This is a genomic window from Cyanobium sp. ATX 6E8 (assembly GCF_024346335.1).
Classification (GTDB): Bacteria; Cyanobacteriota; Cyanobacteriia; order PCC-6307; family Cyanobiaceae; genus Cyanobium_A.
In genome coordinates, this window is record NZ_JAGQCT010000004.1 from 68,578 (window position 1) to 90,411 (window position 21,834).

Annotated in this window: 29 protein-coding genes, 1 tRNA gene and 1 pseudogene; 18 read left to right on the plus strand and 13 right to left on the minus strand. The window is 66.1% G+C overall.

Annotated elements, in window-relative coordinates; genetic code table 11:
* Nucleotides 1-117: 117 nt before the first annotated feature.
* Nucleotides 118-1,217, minus strand: a pseudogene (locus KBY70_RS05210) (proton-conducting transporter membrane subunit); the annotation flags it as partial.
* Between the two features lie 544 nt (nt 1,218-1,761).
* A complete protein-coding gene (locus KBY70_RS05215) occupies nt 1,762-2,418 on the minus strand; it encodes a DedA family protein (RefSeq protein WP_254987669.1) in 657 nt (218 codons plus the stop codon).
* A gap of 63 nt (nt 2,419-2,481) precedes the next feature.
* Here KBY70_RS05215 and KBY70_RS05220 point away from each other — a divergent pair, with 63 nt between their 5' ends.
* The 3 genes from KBY70_RS05220 to KBY70_RS05230 all read left to right on the plus strand — a co-directional run bounded on the left by KBY70_RS05220 (nt 2,482) and on the right by KBY70_RS05230 (nt 6,504).
* Entirely contained in the window at nt 2,482-3,915 is a 1,434-nt protein-coding gene (locus tag KBY70_RS05220; RefSeq protein WP_254987670.1) for a TrkH family potassium uptake protein, read from the plus strand.
* 12 nt (nt 3,916-3,927) lie between these two features.
* The gene (locus KBY70_RS05225; protein ID WP_254987671.1) at nt 3,928-4,632 is read left to right on the plus strand and encodes a potassium channel family protein; all 705 of its coding nucleotides are present in this window, start codon (nt 3,928-3,930) and stop codon (nt 4,630-4,632) included.
* Between the two features lie 66 nt (nt 4,633-4,698).
* A complete protein-coding gene (locus KBY70_RS05230) occupies nt 4,699-6,504 on the plus strand; it encodes an SLC13 family permease (RefSeq protein ID WP_254987672.1) in 1,806 nt (601 codons plus the stop codon).
* A 6-nt stretch (nt 6,505-6,510) separates the two neighbouring features.
* On the opposite strand, the gene KBY70_RS05235 is transcribed toward KBY70_RS05230, so the two are convergent.
* Nucleotides 6,511-7,578: a calcium/sodium antiporter gene (locus KBY70_RS05235; RefSeq protein ID WP_254987673.1), complete on the minus strand. Its 1,068-nt coding sequence runs from the start codon at nt 7,576-7,578 to the stop codon at nt 6,511-6,513.
* A gap of 122 nt (nt 7,579-7,700) precedes the next feature.
* On the opposite strand from KBY70_RS05235, the gene KBY70_RS05240 reads away from it, so the two are divergent.
* Nucleotides 7,701-7,982: a Nif11-like leader peptide family natural product precursor gene (locus KBY70_RS05240; RefSeq protein ID WP_254987674.1), complete on the plus strand. Its 282-nt coding sequence runs from the start codon at nt 7,701-7,703 to the stop codon at nt 7,980-7,982.
* A gap of 378 nt (nt 7,983-8,360) precedes the next feature.
* Here KBY70_RS05240 and KBY70_RS05245 read toward each other — a convergent pair.
* Nucleotides 8,361-8,444, minus strand: a tRNA-Leu gene (locus KBY70_RS05245).
* Between the two features lie 41 nt (nt 8,445-8,485).
* On the opposite strand from KBY70_RS05245, the gene KBY70_RS05250 reads away from it, so the two are divergent.
* From KBY70_RS05250 to KBY70_RS05270, 5 genes are read left to right on the plus strand one after another with little or no spacing between them, the layout of a single operon-like run.
* Nucleotides 8,486-8,737: an NAD(P)H-quinone oxidoreductase subunit L gene (locus tag KBY70_RS05250; protein WP_094561292.1), complete on the plus strand. Its 252-nt coding sequence runs from the start codon at nt 8,486-8,488 to the stop codon at nt 8,735-8,737.
* Between the two features lie 4 nt (nt 8,738-8,741).
* Entirely contained in the window at nt 8,742-9,083 is a 342-nt protein-coding gene (locus KBY70_RS05255; protein ID WP_094561293.1) for a DUF3007 family protein, read from the plus strand.
* A 29-nt stretch (nt 9,084-9,112) separates the two neighbouring features.
* Nucleotides 9,113-9,943 carry a tryptophan synthase subunit alpha gene (trpA, locus tag KBY70_RS05260; RefSeq protein ID WP_198953882.1) on the plus strand — a complete coding sequence of 277 codons (831 nt, stop codon included), beginning with the start codon at nt 9,113-9,115 and terminating at the stop codon, nt 9,941-9,943.
* Nucleotides 9,944-9,954: 11 nt separating this feature from the next.
* Nucleotides 9,955-10,539, plus strand: a complete 585-nt coding sequence (locus KBY70_RS05265) for a DUF938 domain-containing protein (RefSeq protein WP_254987675.1) — start codon at nt 9,955-9,957, stop codon at nt 10,537-10,539.
* Nucleotides 10,539-11,294: a class I SAM-dependent methyltransferase gene (locus KBY70_RS05270; protein WP_094561296.1), complete on the plus strand. Its 756-nt coding sequence runs from the start codon at nt 10,539-10,541 to the stop codon at nt 11,292-11,294. The genes KBY70_RS05265 and KBY70_RS05270 overlap by 1 nt, the downstream gene beginning before the upstream one ends.
* Nucleotides 11,295-11,331: 37 nt before the next feature.
* Here the strand turns inward: KBY70_RS05270 and KBY70_RS05275 are convergent, their stop codons facing one another.
* Complete coding sequence (locus tag KBY70_RS05275) at nt 11,332-11,619, minus strand: hypothetical protein (protein WP_254987676.1); 288 nt, start codon at nt 11,617-11,619, stop codon at nt 11,332-11,334.
* 88 nt (nt 11,620-11,707) lie between these two features.
* Between KBY70_RS05275 and KBY70_RS05280 the strand changes: the two genes are divergently transcribed.
* Complete coding sequence (locus tag KBY70_RS05280) at nt 11,708-11,974, plus strand: YciI family protein (RefSeq protein WP_254987677.1); 267 nt, start codon at nt 11,708-11,710, stop codon at nt 11,972-11,974.
* Between the two features lie 7 nt (nt 11,975-11,981).
* On the opposite strand, the gene KBY70_RS05285 is transcribed toward KBY70_RS05280, so the two are convergent.
* A complete protein-coding gene (locus KBY70_RS05285; RefSeq protein ID WP_254987678.1) occupies nt 11,982-12,371 on the minus strand; it encodes a cytochrome C6 in 390 nt (129 codons plus the stop codon).
* Between the two features lie 124 nt (nt 12,372-12,495).
* Entirely contained in the window at nt 12,496-12,861 is a 366-nt protein-coding gene (locus KBY70_RS05290) for an AbrB family transcriptional regulator (protein ID WP_094561300.1), read from the minus strand.
* Nucleotides 12,862-13,037: 176 nt separating this feature from the next.
* Here KBY70_RS05290 and KBY70_RS05295 point away from each other — a divergent pair, with 176 nt between their 5' ends.
* The gene (locus tag KBY70_RS05295) at nt 13,038-13,592 is read left to right on the plus strand and encodes a GNAT family N-acetyltransferase (protein WP_254987680.1); all 555 of its coding nucleotides are present in this window, start codon (nt 13,038-13,040) and stop codon (nt 13,590-13,592) included.
* Nucleotides 13,585-14,115 (plus strand): Nif11 domain/cupin domain-containing protein, encoded by a 531-nt coding sequence (locus tag KBY70_RS05300; protein ID WP_254987681.1) that lies wholly within the window; start codon nt 13,585-13,587, stop codon nt 14,113-14,115. The genes KBY70_RS05295 and KBY70_RS05300 overlap by 8 nt, the downstream gene beginning before the upstream one ends.
* On the opposite strand, the gene KBY70_RS05305 is transcribed toward KBY70_RS05300, so the two are convergent.
* Genes KBY70_RS05305 through KBY70_RS05325 form a run of 5 tightly spaced genes read right to left on the minus strand, consistent with a single transcriptional unit; the run spans nt 14,051 to nt 16,538 of the window.
* A complete protein-coding gene (locus tag KBY70_RS05305) occupies nt 14,051-14,542 on the minus strand; it encodes a phosphate-starvation-inducible PsiE family protein (RefSeq protein WP_094561303.1) in 492 nt (163 codons plus the stop codon). The genes KBY70_RS05300 and KBY70_RS05305 overlap by 65 nt on opposite strands.
* 12 nt (nt 14,543-14,554) lie before the next feature.
* Nucleotides 14,555-14,815: a hypothetical protein gene (locus tag KBY70_RS05310; RefSeq protein WP_254987683.1), complete on the minus strand. Its 261-nt coding sequence runs from the start codon at nt 14,813-14,815 to the stop codon at nt 14,555-14,557.
* A 41-nt stretch (nt 14,816-14,856) separates the two neighbouring features.
* Entirely contained in the window at nt 14,857-15,183 is a 327-nt protein-coding gene (locus KBY70_RS05315; protein ID WP_094561304.1) for a hypothetical protein, read from the minus strand.
* Between the two features lie 5 nt (nt 15,184-15,188).
* On the minus strand, nt 15,189-15,569 hold the full coding sequence (locus KBY70_RS05320; protein ID WP_233128694.1) for a YkvA family protein: 381 nt from the start codon (nt 15,567-15,569) through the stop codon (nt 15,189-15,191).
* A gap of 45 nt (nt 15,570-15,614) precedes the next feature.
* Nucleotides 15,615-16,538 (minus strand): sigma-70 family RNA polymerase sigma factor, encoded by a 924-nt coding sequence (locus KBY70_RS05325; protein ID WP_254987684.1) that lies wholly within the window; start codon nt 16,536-16,538, stop codon nt 15,615-15,617.
* Between the two features lie 229 nt (nt 16,539-16,767).
* Between KBY70_RS05325 and KBY70_RS05330 the strand changes: the two genes are divergently transcribed.
* The 3 genes from KBY70_RS05330 to KBY70_RS05340 all read left to right on the plus strand — a co-directional run bounded on the left by KBY70_RS05330 (nt 16,768) and on the right by KBY70_RS05340 (nt 18,899).
* On the plus strand, nt 16,768-17,259 hold the full coding sequence (locus tag KBY70_RS05330) for a DUF2214 family protein (protein ID WP_094561307.1): 492 nt from the start codon (nt 16,768-16,770) through the stop codon (nt 17,257-17,259).
* Complete coding sequence (locus KBY70_RS05335) at nt 17,259-18,014, plus strand: peptidase (protein ID WP_233128696.1); 756 nt, start codon at nt 17,259-17,261, stop codon at nt 18,012-18,014. The genes KBY70_RS05330 and KBY70_RS05335 overlap by 1 nt, the downstream gene beginning before the upstream one ends.
* 126 nt (nt 18,015-18,140) lie before the next feature.
* Nucleotides 18,141-18,899, plus strand: coding sequence for a phycobilisome rod-core linker polypeptide (locus tag KBY70_RS05340; RefSeq protein ID WP_254987685.1), 759 nt, complete (start codon nt 18,141-18,143; stop codon nt 18,897-18,899).
* Nucleotides 18,900-18,907: 8 nt separating this feature from the next.
* Here KBY70_RS05340 and hisIE read toward each other — a convergent pair whose 3' ends face one another.
* The gene (gene hisIE / locus KBY70_RS05345; protein WP_094561309.1) at nt 18,908-19,615 is read right to left on the minus strand and encodes a bifunctional phosphoribosyl-AMP cyclohydrolase/phosphoribosyl-ATP diphosphatase HisIE; all 708 of its coding nucleotides are present in this window, start codon (nt 19,613-19,615) and stop codon (nt 18,908-18,910) included.
* Nucleotides 19,616-19,653: 38 nt separating this feature from the next.
* Between hisIE and KBY70_RS05350 the strand changes: the two genes are divergently transcribed.
* The 3 genes from KBY70_RS05350 (at nt 19,654) to KBY70_RS05360 (ending at nt 21,828) form a co-directional block, all read left to right on the plus strand.
* Entirely contained in the window at nt 19,654-20,127 is a 474-nt protein-coding gene (locus tag KBY70_RS05350) for a 6-carboxytetrahydropterin synthase (RefSeq protein ID WP_254987686.1), read from the plus strand.
* Between the two features lie 64 nt (nt 20,128-20,191).
* Nucleotides 20,192-21,148 carry a permease gene (locus KBY70_RS05355; RefSeq protein ID WP_094561311.1) on the plus strand — a complete coding sequence of 319 codons (957 nt, stop codon included), beginning with the start codon at nt 20,192-20,194 and terminating at the stop codon, nt 21,146-21,148.
* Entirely contained in the window at nt 21,148-21,828 is a 681-nt protein-coding gene (locus KBY70_RS05360; protein ID WP_094561312.1) for a TIGR03943 family putative permease subunit, read from the plus strand. Before KBY70_RS05355 ends, KBY70_RS05360 begins: the two co-directional genes overlap by 1 nt.
* Nucleotides 21,829-21,834: the final 6 nt, after the last annotated feature.

Sequence of the window (21,834 nt, forward strand, 5' to 3'; positions counted from 1 at the left end):
CTGGCCGAACACACGGATCAAGCCAGCGCTGATCAGGGCATTGCTGAGCAACACCACCCCACCCAGCAGCCAGGGGTGGCCGCTGCTGGCCGTGAGGGCCAGCAACTCCCGCAGGGCCGCGAAGCCGGCGAAGGGGGGCAGGCCCATGAGACCGGCGGCACCGGCCAGGAAGGCCAGGCCCATCAGCGGCCGCCGGCTCCAGAGCCCCCCAGTTGGGTGAGGTCCTGGGTGACGTTGCTGATCACGATCGTGCCGATCGCCATCAACAGCAAGGCCATCGGCAGCGGATACACCAGCAGCAGATGGTCGGCCACGGCGCTGCCGCCCAGACCGACCGCCACAAACAGCAGCCCCAGCCAACTGCTCACCAGGAAACTCAGCGCCCGCTTGACATCGATCTGGGCCAAGGCAATCAGCGAGGCCACCACGGCGGTGGAGCCCCCCACCACCACCAGCACGCTCTGCACGAAGGGGCTGAGCTCCAGCAGCGGCTCTAGGCGCAACAGAACCCAGGCGCCACCCACCACCACCACCGCATTGCGCAGGATCGTGGAGGGCAGCGGACTCTCCATCGCCTCGTCGAGCCAGAGGTGAAGGGGGATCTGGGCGCACTTCCCCATCGGACCAGCGATCAGGGCCAGCAAGATCAGCTGGAATCCCGCTGGAAGGCTCTGGCCGTTATTGCTGAGGTCGGCAGCCCAGGCCTGAAGGCCATGAAAATTCCAGGTGCCGGCAACCGGCAGCAGGGCAATCACTCCGGCCAACAGGATCAGGTCGCCAAGGCGTTTGGTGAGAAAGGCGTCGCGAGCCCCCTTCACCACCAGGGGCTGGTTGTACCAGGTGCCCACGATCAGGTAGGTGCCGAGGGTGAGCAGCTCCAGGATCACGTAGCTGAAGAACACCGAATCGGTGAGCACCAGGGCGCACAGACCCGCCTCGAAGAAGCTGAGCGAGCCGAAAAACCGCGGCCAGCCCCATTCCATCTCTAGGTAGCCGATCGCATAGATCTGCACCAGCAGGTGCAGGCCCGTGATCACCGCCATCGCCACCAGGGCGGGCTCGGTCACCAGTCCGTCAAAGCCGACCCGCAAGCCGGCGGTGTCGAGCCAGGTCCAGTTGAAACTGATCGGCCGATACAGAGCCTCAGCGCCGGCGCGGGCATTGGTGTGCAGGGCTGATAGGGCGCAGACGCTATGGGCGAAGGCCACAGCCACCATCGCCAGATTGAGGTAGCCGCAGGGGCGGGGGCCCGTGCGGGAGATCACGCCTGGCGACCACGCCAGGGAGGCCAGAGCTGCGACCAGGGGGTACAGGGGCACAAGCCAGGCCGTCTGAAGCAGAAAGACGGTCACAATGTCAACCAAGCAGTGGAAATCACAACACTTGAGGCATTCAGACGGGCCCGAATCGGCCAGAGGTCAGCAACTTTAAGAAGCATTCAATGCCGTTGGGCGGGGAAAACAAAGGAATGCCCGATTCGCCTCAACAGCAACCCTGATCACTCCGAGGCACACCGCCCTGCTGCCGGCCTGTCCATGATCAGCCCAGTCGTCTCGCCGTGATGGCCTGCACCAAGTGCGGCTGCCGCCTGGGCCGTGGCCGGGGTGGCGCTGGCGCTGTCGCTCCTCTCCGACAGCCTGATGCAAGGCGACATCCCCTTGGGCGAACCGAGCCGCCTAGACCGCTCGAACGAGGCCCCAGCTCCGAGCGAAGCCAAAGGTTCCAACTAACCCGCAGCGCAGGCGATCGTCAGCACAGGGCTCAACCAGCCCGACGGCGCGCCAGAACGACCTTCACCAGCAGCGCCACCACGCCCGCCCCCAAGGCAATCCAGGCCAGCAGCTGAATCATCTGGGACCAGGGAGCCAACCATCCCTCCACCTGCGCATAGCCCTTGCCCATCGCCTGGCCCGCCAGGGTGAGTAGCAGGGTCCAGATCAGGCTGCCAGCGGTCGTCCAGGCCAGAAAAGCGGGTTGAGGCATCGTCTCGATGCCCGCCGGCACCGACACCAGGGTGCGCAGGCCAGGAATCAGCCGCCCCCAGAACACCACGGCCGCCCCATGCCGGTTGAACCAGCGGCGACTGCGGGCCAGATCGCCGACCTGGATGCCCAGCCACTTGCCCCGTCGCTCCAGCCACTGGCCGATTCGCTCCTCGCTGATCAACCGGCCGATGCCATACCAAAACCAGGCCCCCAGCACGGTGCCCACCAGCCCGGCCAACACGGTGGGGAGCAACTCCAAACGCCCCTGGTAGACCAGATACCCCCCATAGGGCATCACCACCTCCGAGGGGATGGGTGGGATGAGGTTTTCCAGCAACATCACCAGGGCGATGGCGCCATAGCCCAGCAGCGGGTTGGCCTCCACCGCCGAGCCGATCAGGTTGGACAAACCGTCGACTGAGGGCAGCGTCAAGGGAAAACCCTGGTGGCCGGGGTGATTAGGGTAGGCATCGCTTTGGCATCGCCCCAGGCTCCGATGCGGCGATCTGCCCCAAGCCCTGCCACCGCTGCCAACCTGAGCGCCACCCCCTGGAACGCGGTCAAAACGTGGCGGCAGCATCTCACCGTGCCCCAATTCACGGTGGTCACCGGTGCCCTCGTGATCGCCTTCGGCACCGTGATCCTGGCCAGCCCGCTCTGCTCCACCGACGCGGTGGGCCTGTGGGAGGCACTGTTCACCGTGACCTCAGCGATCACGGTGACGGGGCTGTCGATCATCGACATCAGCCGCGACCTCACCGCCTTTGGCCAGGTGGCCCTGGCGGGCCTGATCATCACGGGCGGCCTGGGCCTAATGGCGATCACCACCTTCCTGCAGGGTTTCGTGCAAGGGCACTCGGGCCTGCGCCACCGGCTCGACAGGGGCCGGGCCCTCGACGACTTCGGCGTGGGCGGCATCGGCCCCACCTTCAACAGCATCCTGATCACGGGCTTCTGCGTGATGGGGCTGGGCACCGTGGTGCTCTACGTCTTTGGTTTCACCGACATCTCCAATCCGCTCGAGCGCCTCTGGGCTGCGCTGTTTCACTGCATCAGCGCCTACAACAACGCTGGCTTCGGCCTCTGGAGCGACAACCTGGTGCACTACCGCGACAACCCCGTGGTGAATGGGGTCATCGCCACCATGATCGTGGTGGGCGGCATCGGCTGGCGGGTAATCAACGACCTGTGGAGCAACCGGGCCCGGCTGCAACGGTTGCGCCGGCTCAGCCTGCACACCCGTCTGGTGCTGCGCAGCACGGTGCTGCTGATCGGATTTGGCGCCCTGGGCCTGCTGTTCACCGAGCACTTCGCAGCCGGCGGCGTGATGGAAAACCTCCACTGGTGGCAGCGGATCCAGGTGACGCTGTTCCAATCCATCAGCGCCCGCACAGCTGGCTTCAACACCGTGCCCCTGTCGATCCAGACCTTCTCTGACGCCGGCCTGTTGCTGCTGATCGTGCTGATGTTCATCGGCGCCAGCCCCGGCGGCACCGGCGGCGGCATCAAAACCACCACCTTCGCCACCCTGATGGGGGCCACCCGCTCCACCCTCCAGGGCCGCGAGGAAGTGGTGATCCACCGGCGCCAGATCCCCGACACCGTGGTGCTGCGGGCCGTGGGCGTGACCCTGGCTTCAGCGATCTTCGTGATCCTGATGGCCCTGCTGCTGGGGCTCGGGCCCACCACCACCGGAGAGCCGACCCGCATCAGCTTCAGCTTCCTCGAGAAGCTGTTCACCTGCATGTCGGCCTTCGGCACCGTGGGGCTCGATCTGGGAGTGACCGCCCAGCTCAACCGCTGGGGCCAGCTGGTGCTGATGGTGGGCATGTTTGTGGGCAGACTGGGGATCCTGCTGCTGCTCTCAGCGATCTATGGCAGCCGGCCCCAACCGCGCGTGGGCTATCCCCGCGAAGAGCTCTACATCTGAACCCCCAAACCCATGACGAGCTGGTGGCACTGGAACCCTGCAGAAGGCGCCATCAAGGGCGGGTTTGCGGTGATCGGTGTGGGGCGCTTCGGCTCAGCCGTGTGCAGCGAACTGAGCAAGGCCGGGGCCGAGGTGCTGGCGATCGATGCCAGCCAGCGGGCGATCGATGAGCTGCGTCAGATGGACCCCGCCATCGAAGCGCGGGTGGTGGATTGCACCGATGAAGAGGCCCTGCGGGCCGCCGGCGTGCTCGACATGACCACCGTGGTGGTGGCCATGAGTGATCCGATCGAGGCCAGCGTGACAGCCACCCTGATCGTCAAGGACAGCGCCGGCAGCCGGGTCAAACAGGTGATCGCCCGTGCCACCAGCGATCTGCACATGAAGATGCTGCAGCGGGTCGGGGCCGATCGGGTGGTGTTCCCCTCGAAGATGCAGGGCCACCGGCTGGGCATGGAGCTGGTACGGCCCAACCTGCTGGAGCGCCTGCGCCTCGACGACCGCAACAGCATCGAGGAGATCCGCGTGCCCCAAGCCTTCATCGGCCAGTCGCTGCGAGACATCAATCTGCGCAAGAACTTCAACGTCAGCGTGCTGGCCGCCGGACCCGACAACCAGCTCACCGTCAATCCACCCGCCTCCCACGTGCTCCAGGCTGGCGAGCTGCTGGTGGTGATGGGCGCCAGCGACGCCCTGGCGGAGCTGCCCGGGGCCTAGACATCGAGGTGCCACACATTCTCGATCGACTTACCGGGTTATTGTCGGCAGTTCGCGCGATCGGCCATGTCTGAGCTCTCCGTCGCCCTGCTTCAGCCCGGGGCACTCACCACCCTGCTGGTGCTGGCTGGGTCGGTCGTGCTGTTCATCAGCGGCTGGCTCGCACCGGAGGTCACCGGACTGCTCGCTGCCGCGCTCCTAATCGTCACGGGAGTGCTCAAGCCCACGGAGGCGCTGGAGGGCTTCGGCAGCCCCGCCCTGATCACCCTGATGGGCCTCTTTGCCCTCTCGGCCGGGCTGTTCCGCAGCGGCGGCCTCGATCGGCTGCGGGCCCTGATCGGCTCCGATGCCGTGCGCAGCCCCAAGCGGATGATCACCCTGATGGTGGCCGCCGTGGGGCCGGTGTCGGCCTTCGTGCCCAACACGCCGATCGTGGCCAGCCTGCTGCCAGTGATCGAGGGCTGGTGCCAGCGCCGCCGCATCTCCCCCTCCAAGGTGCTGCTACCGCTGTCCTTTGCCACGGTGCTCGGCGGCACCCTGTCCCTGCTGGGCAGTTCGGTCAACCTGCTGGCCAGCGAGGTGAGCAGCAAACTCGGCTACGGCGCCTTCGGCCTGTTCAGCCTCACGCCGATCGGGCTGGGCGTGTGGCTGGTGGGCGGTTTGGTGATGGTGCTGCTGGCCGATCGCTTTCTGCCCGACCGCGGCAGCAACGACGACGACCTGGTCGCCAGTCTCGCCAGCAGCGGCTACCTCACGGAGGTGAAGATCCCTGCCGACTCCGAGCTGATCGGCCAGTCGCTGCATGGCAGCCGCCTGCAACGCCGCTTCGACGTGGACGTGCTCGAATTGCACCGCGCTAGCGAGCGCTTCCTGCCTCCCCTGGCGGACCGCACCCTGATGCTGGGTGATCGCCTGCTGCTGCGCTGCAGCCGCGAAGACCTGCTGCGGCTGCAGCAGGACCACACGGTGGTGTTAGCCCCAACCCCCGAAGAAGCAATCCGCCCAGACCAGCAGAACAACCAGCGAATGGTGGAGGTGCTCCTGCCCTCCGGCTCCTCCCTGGCCGGCGACTGCCTGCGGGATCTGCGCTTCCGCCAGCGCTACAACGTGACCGTGCTGGCCCTGCGGCGCGGCAACGCGGTGCTGCGCGAGCGCCTGGGCCGGGCCCAGCTGCACGAGGGGGATGTGCTGCTGCTGCAAGGGCCGAAGGATGCGATTCGCGGCCTGCAGGCCAACAACGATCTGGTGGTGCTTGAGCAACTGGAAAAGGACTTGCCCACCGTGAGTCGCAAGCGGGTGGCCCTGCTGATCGCCGCCCTGGTGATCCTGCTGACGGCCCTGAATGTCATTCCCCTAGTGGCGGCGGTGCTGTTGGGCACGGTGGCGATGGTGGCCACGGGCTGCCTGCGGGCGGGAGAACTGCAGCGGGCGATCCGCCTCGATGTGATCCTGCTGCTCGGATCACTGGCCAGTTTCAGCGTGGCGCTGGAGAAAACCGGTCTGGCAGCGGCCCTGGCTCAAGCCTTGCTGAGCAGCCTGCAGAGCTGGCCGGTGTACGCCGCGCTGGTGGTGGTGTTTTTGTTCACCACCTTGCTCACCGAGGTGATGAGCAATGCCGCCACCGTGGCCATGTTGATTCCGATTGCCGGTCAACTCGCCCAAGGCCTGAACCAGCCGCCGATGGCCTTCATTTACGCCGTGCTGTTCGGGGCCAGCCAGAGCTTTCTCAGTCCCGTGGGGTACCAGACCAACCTGATGGTGTTCGGCCCCGGTCGCTACCGCTTCCTCGACGTGGCCCGCTACGGCCTGCCACTGACGATGGTGATGACCCTGCTGGTGCCCTGGCTCGTGTGCCGCCAGTTCGGGATCTGATCCCGCTCAGGCGTGGCGATCCTGGCGCCAACGCAGGGATTGCCACACCAGAAACACCAGCACCACAGGCACCACCACCACCAGGGCGACGATGCGAAACTCATCCACCGCCGAGGTGACGGTGTTGGTGAGCACTTGCTCCACCAGATACAGCCCGTAAAGGCCCACCAGGATTCCGCCCTCAAGGCGGGAGATCACGCCGTGGGTCCAGAAGATCGGCAGACAGGCCAGGGTGGTGAGCACCATGATCGGGAAATCGCGATTCACCATCACGGGATCCACCGCCAGGCCCTGGCCACCGGAGGCCAAGCCGCACAGGCCGAGGATCAGGAGTTGGTTGAGCAGGTTGCTGCCCACCACGTTGCCGATCGCCAGATCGACCTTGCCGCGGTAAGCCGCCACCAAGGAGGTCACCAGCTCCGGCATCGAGGTGCCGGCGGCCACGATCGTTAAGCCGATCACGGTTTGGCTGACACCCAGGCTGACTGCAGCAGCAGTCGCTCCCTTCACCAGCACCTGGGATCCCACCACCAGCAGAACCAGGCCGCCAGCCAATTTGGCGGCAGCCACCGGTGGGGTGGCCCGATCGCTGTCGTCGATGTCTCCGGCCTCATCGGGGTTCTCCCCGGCGGTGCGCATCTCCCAGATGAGATTGATCGCGGTGCCCACCAGCAAGGCCAGGCCTGCCTGCCAGGTCAGCCGGCCGCCGGAGGCCATCCCCCACACCGCCATCGAAACCCCCAGCAGCAGGGGCACATCACGGCGCACCAGCCGGCTCTGAACCCGCAGCGGCACCACCAGGGCACTCAGACCCAGCACCACCAGCACGTTGAAGATGTTGCTGCCCACCACGTTGCTCACGGCGATCGCATCGCCGCCCTGGATCGTGGAGATCAGGCTCACAAACAATTCCGGCGCACTGGTGCCGAGCGACACCACCGTCAGGCCAATAACGATCTGGGGGATGCCCAGCAACAGGGCCACGGCCGTCGAGCCGCCCACAAACAGCTCGCCGCCGCCGAACAGCAGCAGGATCCCCACAACGATCTCAATGGCACTGGGCACAAGGGTCATCACGCCAGGGCCAGCGGGGGAACAACGTGGCGTGATTCTGAAGGGTCGACCGCCAAAAGATCGGGCGTCGAAACGCCCGACCTAGCCTGAAACCATTCATTCCCCACCCTTCTCCGTCCACCGTGACCGACCCGGACACCAACACCAGCGCCAGCGAACTGGACGCCCTGTTCTCCTTCCTGGGCCTCATTCAGCAGGATCAGGCGCTGCGGGATCTGCTCAACGATGTCATCAGCGCCCCCGATGTGGTGGCGATCGCCGCAACGCGGGGCTTCGTGTTCCAGGCGTCCACCCTGCTGGGCCTGTTTGAGCGCTGCAATGAAGCCCCCCTGGCACGCCAGGGACTGATGGACGAAAAATTAATTCGCGTCTATCTGCAACGGGAGCGCCTTCTCGGGGCTTAGCGCTGACCCAACAACTCTTCCCATGTGAGGGGCTGGGCCAGGGGCCGTCCCTGGGGACGCTGGTGGATGGGGCAGCTGGGGTAGCTGACCCGGTTGGATCGACTGGATTTGGAGCGAGTTGAGAAGGAAATCGAAGAAAACATCACAAATGAAATGAACGGATATGGATCTCGCACCGGAAGACCGCCATCCCCCGCAGGGAATCACACAAGGCGGTCTGGCTGAACAATCTGACGCGTGGGCCTGTCTTGGTCGGCAATCCCCAGGAAGCGCAGGGGATGAATGGTGCTGGTTCCGGCCTGCGCGGGCTCTGAAGCCCGCCGGCTTCTGCCGGATGTCGTGATCTTAGACCGAATTCCAGCCCAAGCAGCAGGAATATGGGGGCAGGGGGACTTGAACCCCCACAACGTTGCCGTCTGCGGATTTTAAGTCCGCTGCGTCTACCAATTCCGCCATGCCCCCGGCCTGGGCATCCTAAATTCAATTCACTCCACAGTCCCGCTGTGTCGCTGCCCGGATTGCTCTCTTCCATCTCCCCGGACACGCTGCTGGTGCTGGCGGCCTACGTCGTGCTGGGCGGCAGCTACCTGGTGGCCGTCCCTCTGCTGCTCTACGCCTGGATGATCAAGCGCTGGACCGTGATGGGCAAGCTGGAGCGCCTCGGCGTCTACGGCTTGGTGTTCCTGTTTTTCCCAGGCCTGATCCTGTTTGCCCCGTTCATCAATCTGCGCATGGCAGGCCAGGGCGAGGTTTGAACCCATGACCAACGGCAAGGCCCTGCTTCTCGCCCTGGGGGTCTTCGTTCTGGGGGGCCTGGGTTATGTGCTGTTTCAGTTCGGCGGGTTTGAGGGCTTCTCGGCTGGCATCGCCGCCTCAGCCCTATTGATGGTGCTGGTGCTCGCCTGGACCGGCAGCTATCTGTTTCGGGTGGTCACCGGTCAGATGACGTTCATCCAGCAACGCCAGCAGTACCGCGAGGCCTACGACGCCTTCACCACCGAAGAGCTGCAACGCAAGTTTGAGGCCCTCAGCCCCGAAGAGCAGGAGCGCCTGCTGCGGGAAACGGGTCAACTGGAGGAAGCCCCCCAGGGCGAGGCATAGGCTCACAGGCCGAAGCCCCTTTCGCTGCCGTGACTGCTGCTGCTGTGACTGCCGCCCCCACCCCAATTCAGCAGCGTTTCACGGCCCTGCGGCAACAGGGCCGCTGCGCCCTGATGCCCTTTCTGATGGCGGGGGATCCTGATCTGACCAGCACCCGGGCCAGCCTGCTGGCGCTGCAGGCCCACGGTGCCGACCTGGTCGAGCTGGGCATCCCCTACAGCGACCCCCTGGCCGACGGGCCGGTGATCCAGGCCGCCGCCAGCCGTGCCCTCAAGGCCGGCACCACCCCAGCCGGGGTGCTGGAGATGCTCCGCTCCCTCAAGGGTGAGCTCACCGTGCCGGTTGTGCTGTTCACCTACAGCAATCCCCTGCTCAACCGGGGCATGGAGGCCTTCTGCACCGCTGCTGCCGCCGCGGGAGCCGCCGGGCTGGTGGTGCCCGACCTGCCCCTGGAGGAAGCGGAGAAGCTCTCGGCGATCGCGGCCGCTGCGGGCCTGGATCTGGTCCTGCTGGTAGCCCCCACCACCCCTGCTGAACGGTTGGGCAGGATCCATCACGCCAGCCGCGGCTTCACCTATCTGGTGAGCGTCACCGGCGTGACGGGCGTGCGCACCAACCTGGAATCGCGGGTGGGCACCCTGGTGGGCCAACTCAAGGCCCAGGGCGACACGCCGGTGGCCGTGGGCTTTGGCATTTCCGGCTCCGAGCAAGCCCGCCAGGTGCGCGACTGGGGAGCCGATGGGGCCATCGTGGGCAGTGCCCTGGTGAAGGTGATGGCCGAAGCCCACGGGCAGCAGGCCGACGTAGCCGCCGCGGCCGGGCGCTTCTGCGCGGAGCTGCGCGCGGGCCTCGACGCCTGACAGGCCAGCGCGTGCTGTTTTCCCCCGCCTGCGAACGCAACCAGGGCCCGATCCTGGCGGTGCTCCAAGACTGGCTCCCTGCCGGTGCCCAGGTGCTGGAAATCGGCTCGGGCAGCGGCCAACACGCCGCGTTCTTCTGCCAGCAGATCGCCGGCCTCACCTGGCAGGCCAGTGAGCGCCAGGACAACCTGGCAGCTCTGCAGGCCCAGCTGGCGGCCCTGAGCCCAGGCCTGCCGCCTGCCATCGCCCTTGATGTGACGGACGCAGGGCAGTGGCCCCGCCAGAGCTTCGATGCGGTGTTCACGGCCAACACCGCACACATCATGCCGGCTACGGCCGTGCCCCTACTGCTGGCCGGCGCGGCCCGGGTGCTGCGACCAGGCGGGGTGCTGCTGCTCTACGGCCCCTTCCACGACGGGGGCGTGCACACCGCCGCCAGCAATGCCGCCTTCGACCAACACCTGCGCAGCCTCGATCCGGCCATGGGGGTGCGTGACGCCCTGGAGCTGGTGGAACAGGCCCAGGGCCTCGGCCTCGCGGCCCTGGCCGATGTGGCCATGCCCGCCAACAACCGGATCCTGGTGCTGCAGCGGTGATGAGTGACGTCAGCAACTGGTTTGGCGCCGTGGCCGCTGCCTATGCTCGCCACCGGATCACCTACCCAGCAGCCTTCTACGCCGCCTTCCTGGCTCGCCTCCCCGCCAATCCCCTGGTGTGGGATTGCGGCTGCGGCAGCGGCCAGGCCTCGGTGGATCTTGCCGAGGCTGGTGCCCGGGTGATCGCCACCGATGCCAGCGCCGCCCAGCTGGCGGCGGCCGGCCCCCACCCCCGCATCCGTTATCAGCAGGCCGATGCCACCGCCAGCGGCCTGGGCGATGCCAGCCTCGATGGAGTGCTGGTGGCCGCGGCCGTGCACTGGTTCGCCGGCGAGCCCTTCAACTCGGAAGTGCGGCGTGTCTGCAAACCAGGAGCCGTGATGGCCTGGATCGGCTACCTGCCGTTGCTGTTGCCCGAGGCACGGCTCCAGGCCCCACTGGATGCCTTCCACAACAGCACCCTGGCACCCTGGTGGCCGGCCGAGCGGAAATGGGTGGAGCAGTCCTACGCCGGCCTCGTCTTCCCCGGCGAGGAGTGGCCCTTTCCGACCGGACTCTGGATCGAACGCCACTGGACCCTGAGCGAGCTGATGGCCCACATCGGCACCTGGTCGGCGGTGCAGCGCAGCCGGGAAGCCGGGATCGATCCTCTGCCCGCCCTGCAGGCAGAGCTGGCCGTCCTCTGGCCCGACGCGGGCACGGCACCGCTGACGGTGCGCTGGCCGTTCATGGGGCGCTGGGGATCACCAGGCTGAGCAGCCGGTAGCCCCCGCTCCATCCGACCAGAGGCGGTCAGAGGTGGTATTTGGTCGCTGCCTGGTTTTTGCAGGTGGTCTTAGCCACGTCAATCGACTGACGCTTCTTCATCTGCTGCACCACGCAATCGCAGGTGAAATCCTGCATCCCTTCGGGAGCGGGCTTGCCGGATGCCTTCACCTCATCGTTGACCGCCTTGAGGCAGTACTTGCGAACCATCTGATCCATCATGTTGTCTCCAGCCAGGGCGCCAGCGGAAGCGAGACCGAAGCCTGCGACCATCAACACAACACCAAGGCCCAGGGAGCGGCGGCGCATGAACATCCAGAAAGCGATCTCTCAAACGTAACGCCACTGCAAGACACCTGTGGCGTGGCACCCGTAGCCTCAGGCGCGACCGATCACCACCACCATGCGCTTCGTGCTCTGGGGCACCTACTGCGACAACGCGCTCGAGAGGCGCACCCCTTACCGGGAAGAGCATCTAGCTGGGCTGCAAAAGCTTAAAGATGCCGGCACCCTGATCACCCTCGGCCCCACCGAGGGCAGCACCCACGTGTTCGGCATCTACGAAGCCGACAGCCTGGACCAGGTGGAAACCCTGGTGAAAGGTGACATCTACTGGCGCCAGGGCATCTGGACCGAAGTGAAGGTGTACCCCTGGATTCAGGCCTTTTAAACAGGTTTCAAGCCCGCGGCCAGTCCAACTGGGCCTGCTGCCACACGTAGTCGGCCACCGCCTCCGGTCCGCCGTCTCCGAGCACGGCCCCACAGCCCGACATCTGTCCGAGCCCAACGGCGGCGATGGCGGCAATCCGCTGGGCATCGTGAATGCCATTGCGCTCCAGGGCGGCCAGCCGCAGGGTTTTGCCGCGGCGAATGATGTTGCCGCCGTTCACATGGCAACCGGCGCAGTGATTCGCAAACAGCTGGCCCCCATCGGGGCCCGCAAGGTTCGCCCGGGCCGGCGTCACCCCCATGAGCAGCATTGCCGCCAGCAGCGCCGGCAGCACGGCCCGAAACACGGTCCGCCACCAAGCCGAGCCATCCCACCCGCTCTGCTCCACCACGTCCATTCCGTCATTGCTGGTCCCAGTGTGCGCCCACGGCGGCAAGACCAGCCCAACAAAAAACCCCGGGTAAGCCGGGGTGAACTGTCTTCAGACATCTGGCAGTAGGCCTATCGGCCGAAGCCAATGCTCACTCTTCGTCTTCGTCGGTGGCGCCGGCGGGGATCAGACGAATTTGTTTGCGACCAAGCTTGATCTCAAATTCATCACCGGGCTTGAGATCGAGAAGGGCCGTGTAGGCCTTGCCGATCAAGAGGTTGCCGTTGCCTTGGACGGTGGCCACATAGCTGAGCTTGCGACCGCCCTTGCCAACCTTGCCAGTGCCGCCAAGCTCAACACCCTTGGCTTCCAGCAGAGCCTCGTAGAAGGCCGTGAAATTGAGGCGCTCGCCGCCGTCTTTCTTACTAGAGACATACCCGCAAGCCCGGACGATCTCCGACTTGCCCACATCGCCAAGCTCTTTGACCTTGGCCAACAGTTCTGATCCAGTGAGCATCGATTTAGGGGTTGGGTGGGATGGGAGGGGACTTCCCAAGGTGATTACATCCAGAATGTACAGCATTAACAGCAGCTGCCAAGCTTTACCGTTCAAATCAACGCCAGAAGATTCAGCCCACTTCCAATGGCGCAGCGGGGAGCAGTGATAGAAAGCACACCGAGGTGGTGAGATGGATGGAGAGCCTGCGTGTGCTGCGTCCGGGCGATCTTGATCAGGTGACTGCTGTGTATCGCGAGGCGGTGATCAGCCAGGCCCAAGGCCTCTACACCCCTGCCCAGATTGCGGCCTGGTCCAACCACGCCACCAGCAGCAACACCATCAAAGAAGCGCTGCAGCGTGGGTACGGCCTGGCCAGTTGCGGCAAACTCGGCCAACACGGCCAGGCCACCGGCCAGACCAGCCCAGCAGTCATTGAAGCCTTTGGACTACTCGATCCCGTCGATCGACTGTCGTTGCTGTACTGCCGCGCACGCTCCTGCCGGCAAGGCCGCAGCAGCGCCATTCTGCGGGCCCTTGAGCTCTATGCCAGGCAACAGGGTTGTCGCCAGTGGCGCACCGAAGCCAGTCAATTGTCGAAACCGTTGCTGCTGCGCCTCGGCTGGTGCATCGATGCGGAGGAAACTGTGATTTTTGCTGGCGAGTCCTTCCAGCGATGGCGGATGATCAAGACCCTGAGCCCATCCCCCGGCTGGACGGGACCTAACGCGGTGAAGACCCCCGGTGGCTGAAGCCCAGCTGCAGCAATTTCTGGACAAGGTGCGCCAGCTGAATGCCTTTGTGGCCCTCAGCGAGGCCGATCCGATCCTGCACGAGGCGCTGAGAGATTGCAGCGATCACCACGCCGTGGTGGCCCTGGCCCGCAGCCGGGGCTTCGAAATCGGCCGGCGCTGGGGAGAAACCGATCCCCCTGCTGCCGCGGGCGACAACCTGCTGGCCGCAGGCTGCCCGCCGGCGGGAGAAGAATCCATCACCGTGCTGGTCGAGCAGCCCACCTGGCGGCTGGAGCGCATCCATTCCTGTCAGGCGTCAAGCCCGCCGGGCTTCTGGTACGACCAGACTGAACACGAGTGGGTGGTGTTGCTCCAGGGCAGCGCCAGGTTGGCGTTCGACGGCGAAGAACACCAGCGGGAGCTCTGCCGCGGCGACAGCCTGCTGATTCCTGCCCACCAACGCCATCGGGTGGCCGCTACCGATCCTTCTCCCGGATCCGTATGGCTGGCCCTGTTCTGGAAGGAGGCTTGCGGAGGCTGAGGCTGCGCACCAGCCAAAAGGCACCAGCCAGAGCCAGCACAGCCAACCCGAGGCCAGCGAGCAGCTGGGGCTTGCTCTCGGCACCGGGGGGCAGCACGATCACCTTCCGTGCCACGGCGGTCATGGCGGTGAGCAACACCAGCTCGATCTGCACCACGTGGCGGCGCAGGTAGGAGGTGATGTTCTGCAGCACCTCCAGGGCAATCAACAGGGTGAGGAGATCCCCCAGCACTGTGTTGAGTTTGCCGCCGAGCCAAGGGGTGTCTGGCTGCACAACCGCCAGGGCCACCACACCGATCAACTGCATGGTGCCGGCCACCATCACCACCAGCAGCACAACCCCGAGAACCTTGGCCAGGAGCTGCTCGCTGCGGTCGATCAGGTAGAGGTAATTGGCGTCCTGCAGCAGCCTGCGCAATTTGATCATCCCCGAAGGCACCTAGTTCTTGAACTGCTCGTAAATAGGACGCGCCTGGGTGTCGCTGGGTGAGTTTTCCAGTTGGGTGTCACAGGTGATCGATCCATCCGGACCGGTGACGCAGTTTTTGGGCTTCACCTTGGTGGAAGGCCCCACGGAACTGCCAGGTCCTACCAAGAAACTCTCGGCCTGGGCCCAGGCAGGGGACACTCCAAGGCCGCAGGCCAGGCTGATCGAACCGCAGGCCGCCAGGGACGACCAGAAAGCGGTGGTGCGCGGCATCGCGGGGAAAAAGGACATCACCCCACTTTGACCTGGAAACCTCAAGGTTGTTGGTCTTGACGGATTTCCTGCAACAGCAGATCCAACTGGCCCAGGGAAGCCTCAAGCCCGGGCAGCCCAGCGTCATCCGACCCACCGGCGTCGTCCTCGCTCTGCCACAGCTCTTCCACCCGGCACAGCTGGTCGGCCAGCCCCGGCAGCCCATCGCGGCTGTAGGTGCGCTGCAGCACCTCCAGCAACACCGGCATCCGGATCGAGCCCGCCTGCAGGGCGCGCCGCAGATCCGCCTGGGTGCGCCCCGTGTGCCGCAGCCAATCCTTGAGGAAGGTCTGCAGATCCTCGAGCTCGTTGCTGGTGAGGGTGGACATCGCCGTCAGCGATCCAGGGGGAACCAACGGTCCAGTCTGCGCTGGGCCCGCAACCGAATGGCATCGGTGCGGTGGCGGGTGCAGAGGCCAAGCAGGGCCGTAAGCGCCACCAGATCATCACTGAAGCCCACAGCGGGGATGAAGTCGGGAATCAGATCGAGGGGCACCAACAGATAGGTGAGGGCCGCCAACACCGTGAGCTTGGCCGAGGCCGGCGTTTGGGGATCGAGCAGCAGCTCCAGACATTCCAGGGCTGGACGGGCCAGGGTGCGACCGGCTCGTCGCAGCAATTTGAGCAACACCGCCTCATCCACCACGGTGCTTTCCAGCACCTGAGCATCCACAGAAGCGGGATCCACGGAAGCGGCATTCACGGAATCCGTCACGGGCAGCACAGCAGCCAACCCTTCCATTCAACGCTCCAACGGGGGCTAAACAACCTCCACCAAACCGCTGTCGATGCCGGTTGTCCGCAACTTGCGCAGCGCCCGCTGCACCACTTGACGGCAATATTCGCGGCTGCACTCCAGCTGGCGGGCCACCTCAGCCAGGGTGCGCCATTCATGGCTGCCATCGAGGCCAAAGCGCAGCATCACCACGGTGCGCTCCTTGGGGGTGAGGTTGGCGCGATCCAGCAGGGTCCACACCGTGGCCGTGCGCTCTGCAAGCTCGGCTCGCTCCATCGGCGGCAGCTCCGGGCTGGGCAACACGTCCACCAATTTGGAGGGGTCCGACTTCGACTTCACCACCCCCTGCAGACTGACGGTGATGCTGCGCAGCTCGCAGCCCAGCAGATCCTCTACCTCGGCCAAGGGCAACTGCAGGATCTGGGCCAGTTGAGACGGCCGGGGAGCCGTGCCATTGGCCTGGAGATAGCGGGCTTTGGCCGCCCGCAATTTGGTCAGTTTTTCATTCACATTCACGGGAATGCGAATGGTGCGGCTCTGGGTGGATAGGGCACGGTTGAGCCCCTGACGAATCCACCAATAGGCGTAGGTGCTGAATCGGTGGCCGCGGGTGGGGTCGTATTTCTCCACGGCTCGGGTGAGGCCCAAGGTGCCTTCCTGAATCAGATCCAACAGATCCAGGCCCTTGTTTTGATAGCGCTTGGCCAGGTTGACCACCAGCCGCAGATTGGCCGTGATCATCTGATTTTTAGCCCGTTCGCCCGTTTTGAGAGTGCGGCGCTCCAACTCGTCGAAATCGCAGGCGGGGCCGGATCCTCCGGCGTCGCGGCAGCGCTCCTGCAACTCCGCCATCGCCTGCACCTTTCGGCCCAAGGTGAGTTCCTGCTCCGGGGTCAGCAACTGATGCCGGCCGATCTCACCGAGAAAGGCGCTCAAAGAGCTCGCCATGGTTCACGCATGCAGTGAATTGAACCTAAGGGCAATGTGCAACCAGAAACCGACCAGCAGAAAAGCTTCCAACTTTCAACCTTCCTTCCCAATTTCATGCCTTGTGCGGTTTTCACAAAGGCTGCGGATTTCTCCATGCCAGCAAAGACTGCTGCATCGATCACGCCCCATGGGCCACAGCAGGGGAGCAGAGCCGGCAGTTACGGTTGCAGGCCATTGCCTCTACCCCATGTTCGGCTTTGCCGCGATCCCCCCTGATGTGCTCTCCCGGGCGGGCGTGGCCTACGTGCACTACCTGAGCTTCATGCTCTGCTTCGGCGCCCTGGTGTTGGAGCGGCGGCTGATCAAGCCCAGCCCCAGCAAAGCCGACGCCACCTTGATGGTGATCACCGATGTGGTGTACGGACTGGCGGCCCTGGCCTTGCTGGGTAGCGGCATCCTGCGGGTCCTGTACTACGGCCAGGGTTCTGAGTTCTATACCCAAAACCCGCTGTTCTGGTGGAAGGTGGGTCTCTATCTGAGCGTGGGCGGGCTGTCGCTCTACCCCACGATCACCTACATCCTCTGGGCCATTCCCCTGCGCAAGGGCGAACTACCCCAGGTGAGCGAAGCCCTGGCGAATCGCCTGGGCTGGATCCTCAACATCGAACTGGTGGGCTTTGCCCTCGTGCCCCTACTGGCCACCCTGATGGCCCGCGGTGTGGGGCTCCCGGCCGCCTGATGGGGGGCCGTCGTGCCCTTCCACTCCTGGCCGGGCTGCTCTGCGGCCTGGTCCGCGCTGCCTGGTCGGCCCCTGCGCTGCCCGATCCCTGCCCACCGCTGCAGGCGCAACGTGCCGTGGACCTCACTGAGTCGCGGCCGATGCCACCCGCTGTGCCGCCCCCCAGCCCCGCCGACTACCGCCACCTCATCAAGCCCACACCCCTGGGCTGGCCGCGCTTGAACCATTGGTGCGTCTGGATCGAGCCCGGCGCCAGCGAGGGCCCGGCAGCCCTGTGGGATAACCGCTGGCGCCAGGCGGTGGATGGGGCCCTAGCCAGCTGGCAGCAGATCCTGCCGATCACGGTGGTGGCCGACCCCGCCCGCGCCCAGGTGCAGCTCCTCCGGCGCAGACCGCGCGTGCAGAACCAGCGGGCCAGTCACGGCCGCGCCACCTTGACGCTGGTAGAGGTGCAACGGGGCGCGCCGGGACAACTCGCCGGCCTATGGCAGCTCGAACCCCAGGTGACCGTGCAACTCAGCCCCGGCCAGGGCGTGCAGGCCATGCAAGCCACGGCCCTGCACGAGCTCGGCCACGCCTTCGGGCTCTGGGGCCACAGCGATCAGCCCGGCGATGCCCTCGCCGCCATCCCCGGCAGCCAGCCGGTGCTGGAGCTCAGCCCCCGCGACCGGGCGACCTTGCGCTGGCTGCAGGCCCAACCCGGGCTCAAGGGCAGCTCACCAGGAACAGCGCTGCCCCCTGATGCCTCGCGCTAAACGCTGGGGATCACCTCTCAGGTTGCGTTCTATTGCGCGGCGTAACGTTGTTTGTGATTCGGCTCGATTGGGCGAAAGCGCGCCACGGACTCACATACGTTTCGCGCTCACAGCAATCCCTGTCCGATGCCCTTGCCAGTTTTAGCCACCAAACCGCTCACCAACAACGCCCGGGTGAGCAGCTTTCTGGCCCCCGGTGAGGAGACCCCGCGCCAGAGCGACACCACTTGCTTGCAGCGAGATCGGGCCGCCACCGACGCACTGATCGAGCAGGCCTACCGCCAGATCTTTTTCCATGCCTTCAAGGTGGATCGGGATGAGGTGCTGGAATCCCAGTTGCGTTCCGGCCAGATCAGCACCCGCGACTTCATCCGCCAACTGCTGCTCTCGGAGAAATTCCAGCGAGATTTCTACCGGTGCAACAGCAACTACCGGGTGGTGGAGCAGGTGGTGGGCCGGGTGCTCGGCCGCCAGGTGCATGGAAAAGCCGAAGAGATCGCCTGGTCGATCGTGATCGCCGAGCAGGGGCTGCCCAAGTTTGTTGACGCCTTACTGAATTCCGACGAATACCGCGACAACTTCGGCGACAGCCTGGTGCCTTTTCAGCGCTCGCGGGTACTTCCCGGCCAGGCCGTAGGCACCATGCCCTTCAACCAGCAAGCCCCCCGCTACGACTTCTACTGGCGTGAGGCGATGGCCAGGCGCGCACCCACCGGAGGATTAAACCCCTGGACAGACGGCGGCGGCTGGGCCCGCCCAGCCTGGCTGGAAGGCCAGCCCACACCAAAGGTTCAAGCTATCTGGCAATACACCGTGGCTACCGGAGGCTTCGTGCTCACCGGCCTGGTGATCTGGATTGCTGCGGCCATGCTCAGCACAGGCTAAGGCGGTCCTCAGCCCCGCCGGGGGGCGCCGCGGCGGGCTGCCAACACCTGCTGCACCTGGCGCCAACTGACGCCGTGGTGGGCCAGGGCCACCTGCAGGTGGAAGACGATGTCGGCCGCTTCACCGGCGATCTCGGCGGCGTTGGCGTCCTTGCAGGCCATCACGAATTCGGCGCTCTCCTCGCCGATCTTTTTAAGGATGCGGTTGTCGCCCCCCTCCAGGAGCTTGTTGGTGTAGCTGCCGGGCTCGGGATGGTCGCGGCGCCCCTCGATCACACGCATCAGCTCGGTGCACACATCGGCCGGCGGCGGCGCAGCCGCTGGGCCTCCGGCTGTGGGCGCGGGGCCGTCGTCGTAGAAGCAGCTGCGGGCACCGGTGTGGCAGGCCACATCGCCGCGCTGCTCAATGGTGAGCAGCAGCACATCGGCGTCGCAGTCGTAGCGCAGACCTTTGAGGCTTTGAAAGTGGCCGCTGGTGGCGCCCTTGTGCCACAGCTCCTGCCGCGAGCGGCTCCAGTAGTGCACCTCACCGCTGGCCAGGGTGCGCTCGATCGCCTCGCGGTTCATCCAGGCCACCATCAGCACGGCACCATCGAGCCAGTCCTGGGCCACGGCGGGGATCAGGCCGGCCTCGTTGAACTGCAGGCTCGCGAGCAGTGCGGCTGTGGATCCGGGATCCGGGGCCTGAAATGATGCCTTCACGGGCTGCCAATCCATCGATCCCGATTCTCCCGCACCACTCGCTGTCCCAGGGGATGACCGCCGCCTTCACCTGCTCGAAGACCTTCAGTGGGTATCCCTGCTGCCACCGCCAGTGGCGCCACCCGGGCCACTGCCGCTTCGTGCATGGCTACAGCCGCAGCTTCACCTGCTGGTTTGAGGCCACCGCCCTCGATGCCCACGGCTTCGTGGTGGATTTCTCCAGCCTCAGCTCCCTGCAGGCCCAGCTGGCCGAGCAATTCGACCACACCTTTCTGGTGAATGCCGACGACCCACTGCTGGAGCAGTGGCAGGCCCTGCACGACCAGGGCGCCCTCGACCTGCGGGTGATGGACAACGTGGGCATGGAAGCCAGTGCCCAGCTGGTGTGGAGCTGGGCCAACGCCTTGCTGCAGGCCCGGGATGGGGGACGCACCTGCTGCTGGAAGGTGGAGGCCCGCGAAAACGAGAAAAACGCCGCCTGCTACACGGCGGTGCCTGAGTGGTTCGGGGCCACTCCAGGCGGCTGAGCCGGCCGGCAAGGCAGATCCGCCGCATCTATGCCAGGGTCAGCGGGCCTTCCCCAAGCCAACCTTGGAGCGACTGGCCACCGCCTGGGCCATTTTTCAGGGGCTGCTGATTGAGGCCCTGCCGTTTCTGCTGATCGGGGTGGGCATCGCCAGCCTGGCCCGCTGGCTCGCCCCCGGTGGCGCCTGGCTGCGCAAGCTGCCGCGCGATCCCCTGCTGGGTCCGCTCACTGGCGCCGCCCTGGGTTTTGCCCTGCCGGCCTGTGAGTGCGGCAACGTGCCGGTGGCGCGGCGGCTGCTCGCCGGCGGTGCCCCCCTGGGCACGGCCCTGGGCTTTCTATTCGCCGCTCCGGTGCTGAACCCGATCGTGCTGGCCAGCACCTGGGCCGCTTTCCCCAACCAACCCTGGCTGCTGGCAGCCCGGCCCGCCGGTGCCCTGCTCCTGGCCCTGCTGCTGGCGAGCGTGCTGCGGCTGCTGCCCGAAACGGCCCTGCTCGATCCGGTGCTGCTGGAGGAGCGGCGGCTGAGCCAACCGCTGGCGGAGGTGGGACTGCTGGAGCGCCGCACTGGCTTAGTGGGAGCCGTGAGCCCCCCGCCGCTGCCGGCCAAGCCGACCCGCCCGCCGCTGCAGGAGGTGCTGCAGCAAGGCAGCCGCGAGTTTCTGGATCTGGCGGCGCTGCTGGTGCTGGGCTGCGTCATCGCCGCCACGGTGCAGACCCTGCTGCCCCGCAGCTGGTTGCTGGCGGTGGGGGGAGCCCCGACCCTGTCGGTGCTGAGCCTGATGCTGCTGGCGGTGGTGGTGTCGGTGTGCTCCAGCGTGGATGCCTTCCTGGCCCTGGGCTTTGCCGCCCAGATCACCCCCGGGGCCCTGCTGGCCTTTCTGGTGCTGGGGCCCGTGGTGGATCTGAAGCTGCTGGGCCTGTTCCGGGTGCTGCTCCAGCCCAGGGCCATCGCCATCACCGCCGCGGCCGCCACCGTGGCCGTGCTGGTGCTGGGCCAGTGGGTCAACCTGGTGCTGCTGTGATGCGCGCCCTCGCCCTGGCCCTGTGGGGAGCGGTGCTGCTGGGGAGCACCCTCAGCGGGCGGCTGGATCTGCTGCTCAACGGCGTCTTCCACCCGCTGGTGGGCCTGAGCGGCGTAGCCCTGCTGGTGTTCGCCGGGTTGGTGCTGAAGGCCGACCGCGACCTGGCCATGGGTCCGGGTCGGCGGCTGTCCACGCCGCGGGCCACCCAGCTGGCCTTGGGGCTGAGCATCGCCGTCGCCCTGCTGGTGCTGGCGATCCCACCCAACCCCTCCTTCAGCGATCTGGCCGCCAACCGCCCGGCCGAGCTGGGCGAGGAGGCGGAGCTGAGCTTCGTGCTGCCGCCGGCCCAGCGCACCCTCACCGATTGGGTGCGGCTGCTGCGCAGCCAGCCCGATCCCAGCCTCTACGCGGGGGATCCGGTGCGCATCAGCGGATTTGTGTGGCCCCAGGACAACGACCAACCCCAGCTGGCCCGGCTGCTCGTGCGCTGCTGCCTGGCCGATGCCACGCCGGTGGGGCTGCCCATGCGCTGGCCGGCGGGCCAGAAGCCCAGGGCCGATCAATGGCTGGCGGTGCAGGGAACCATGGCGATGGAGGAGCACAACGGCCAAACCCGCAGCGTGGTGGTGGCCGAGCAGATCAGGCCGATCCCCCGGCCCCGCCGGCCCCTCGAACCGTGAGCAGGG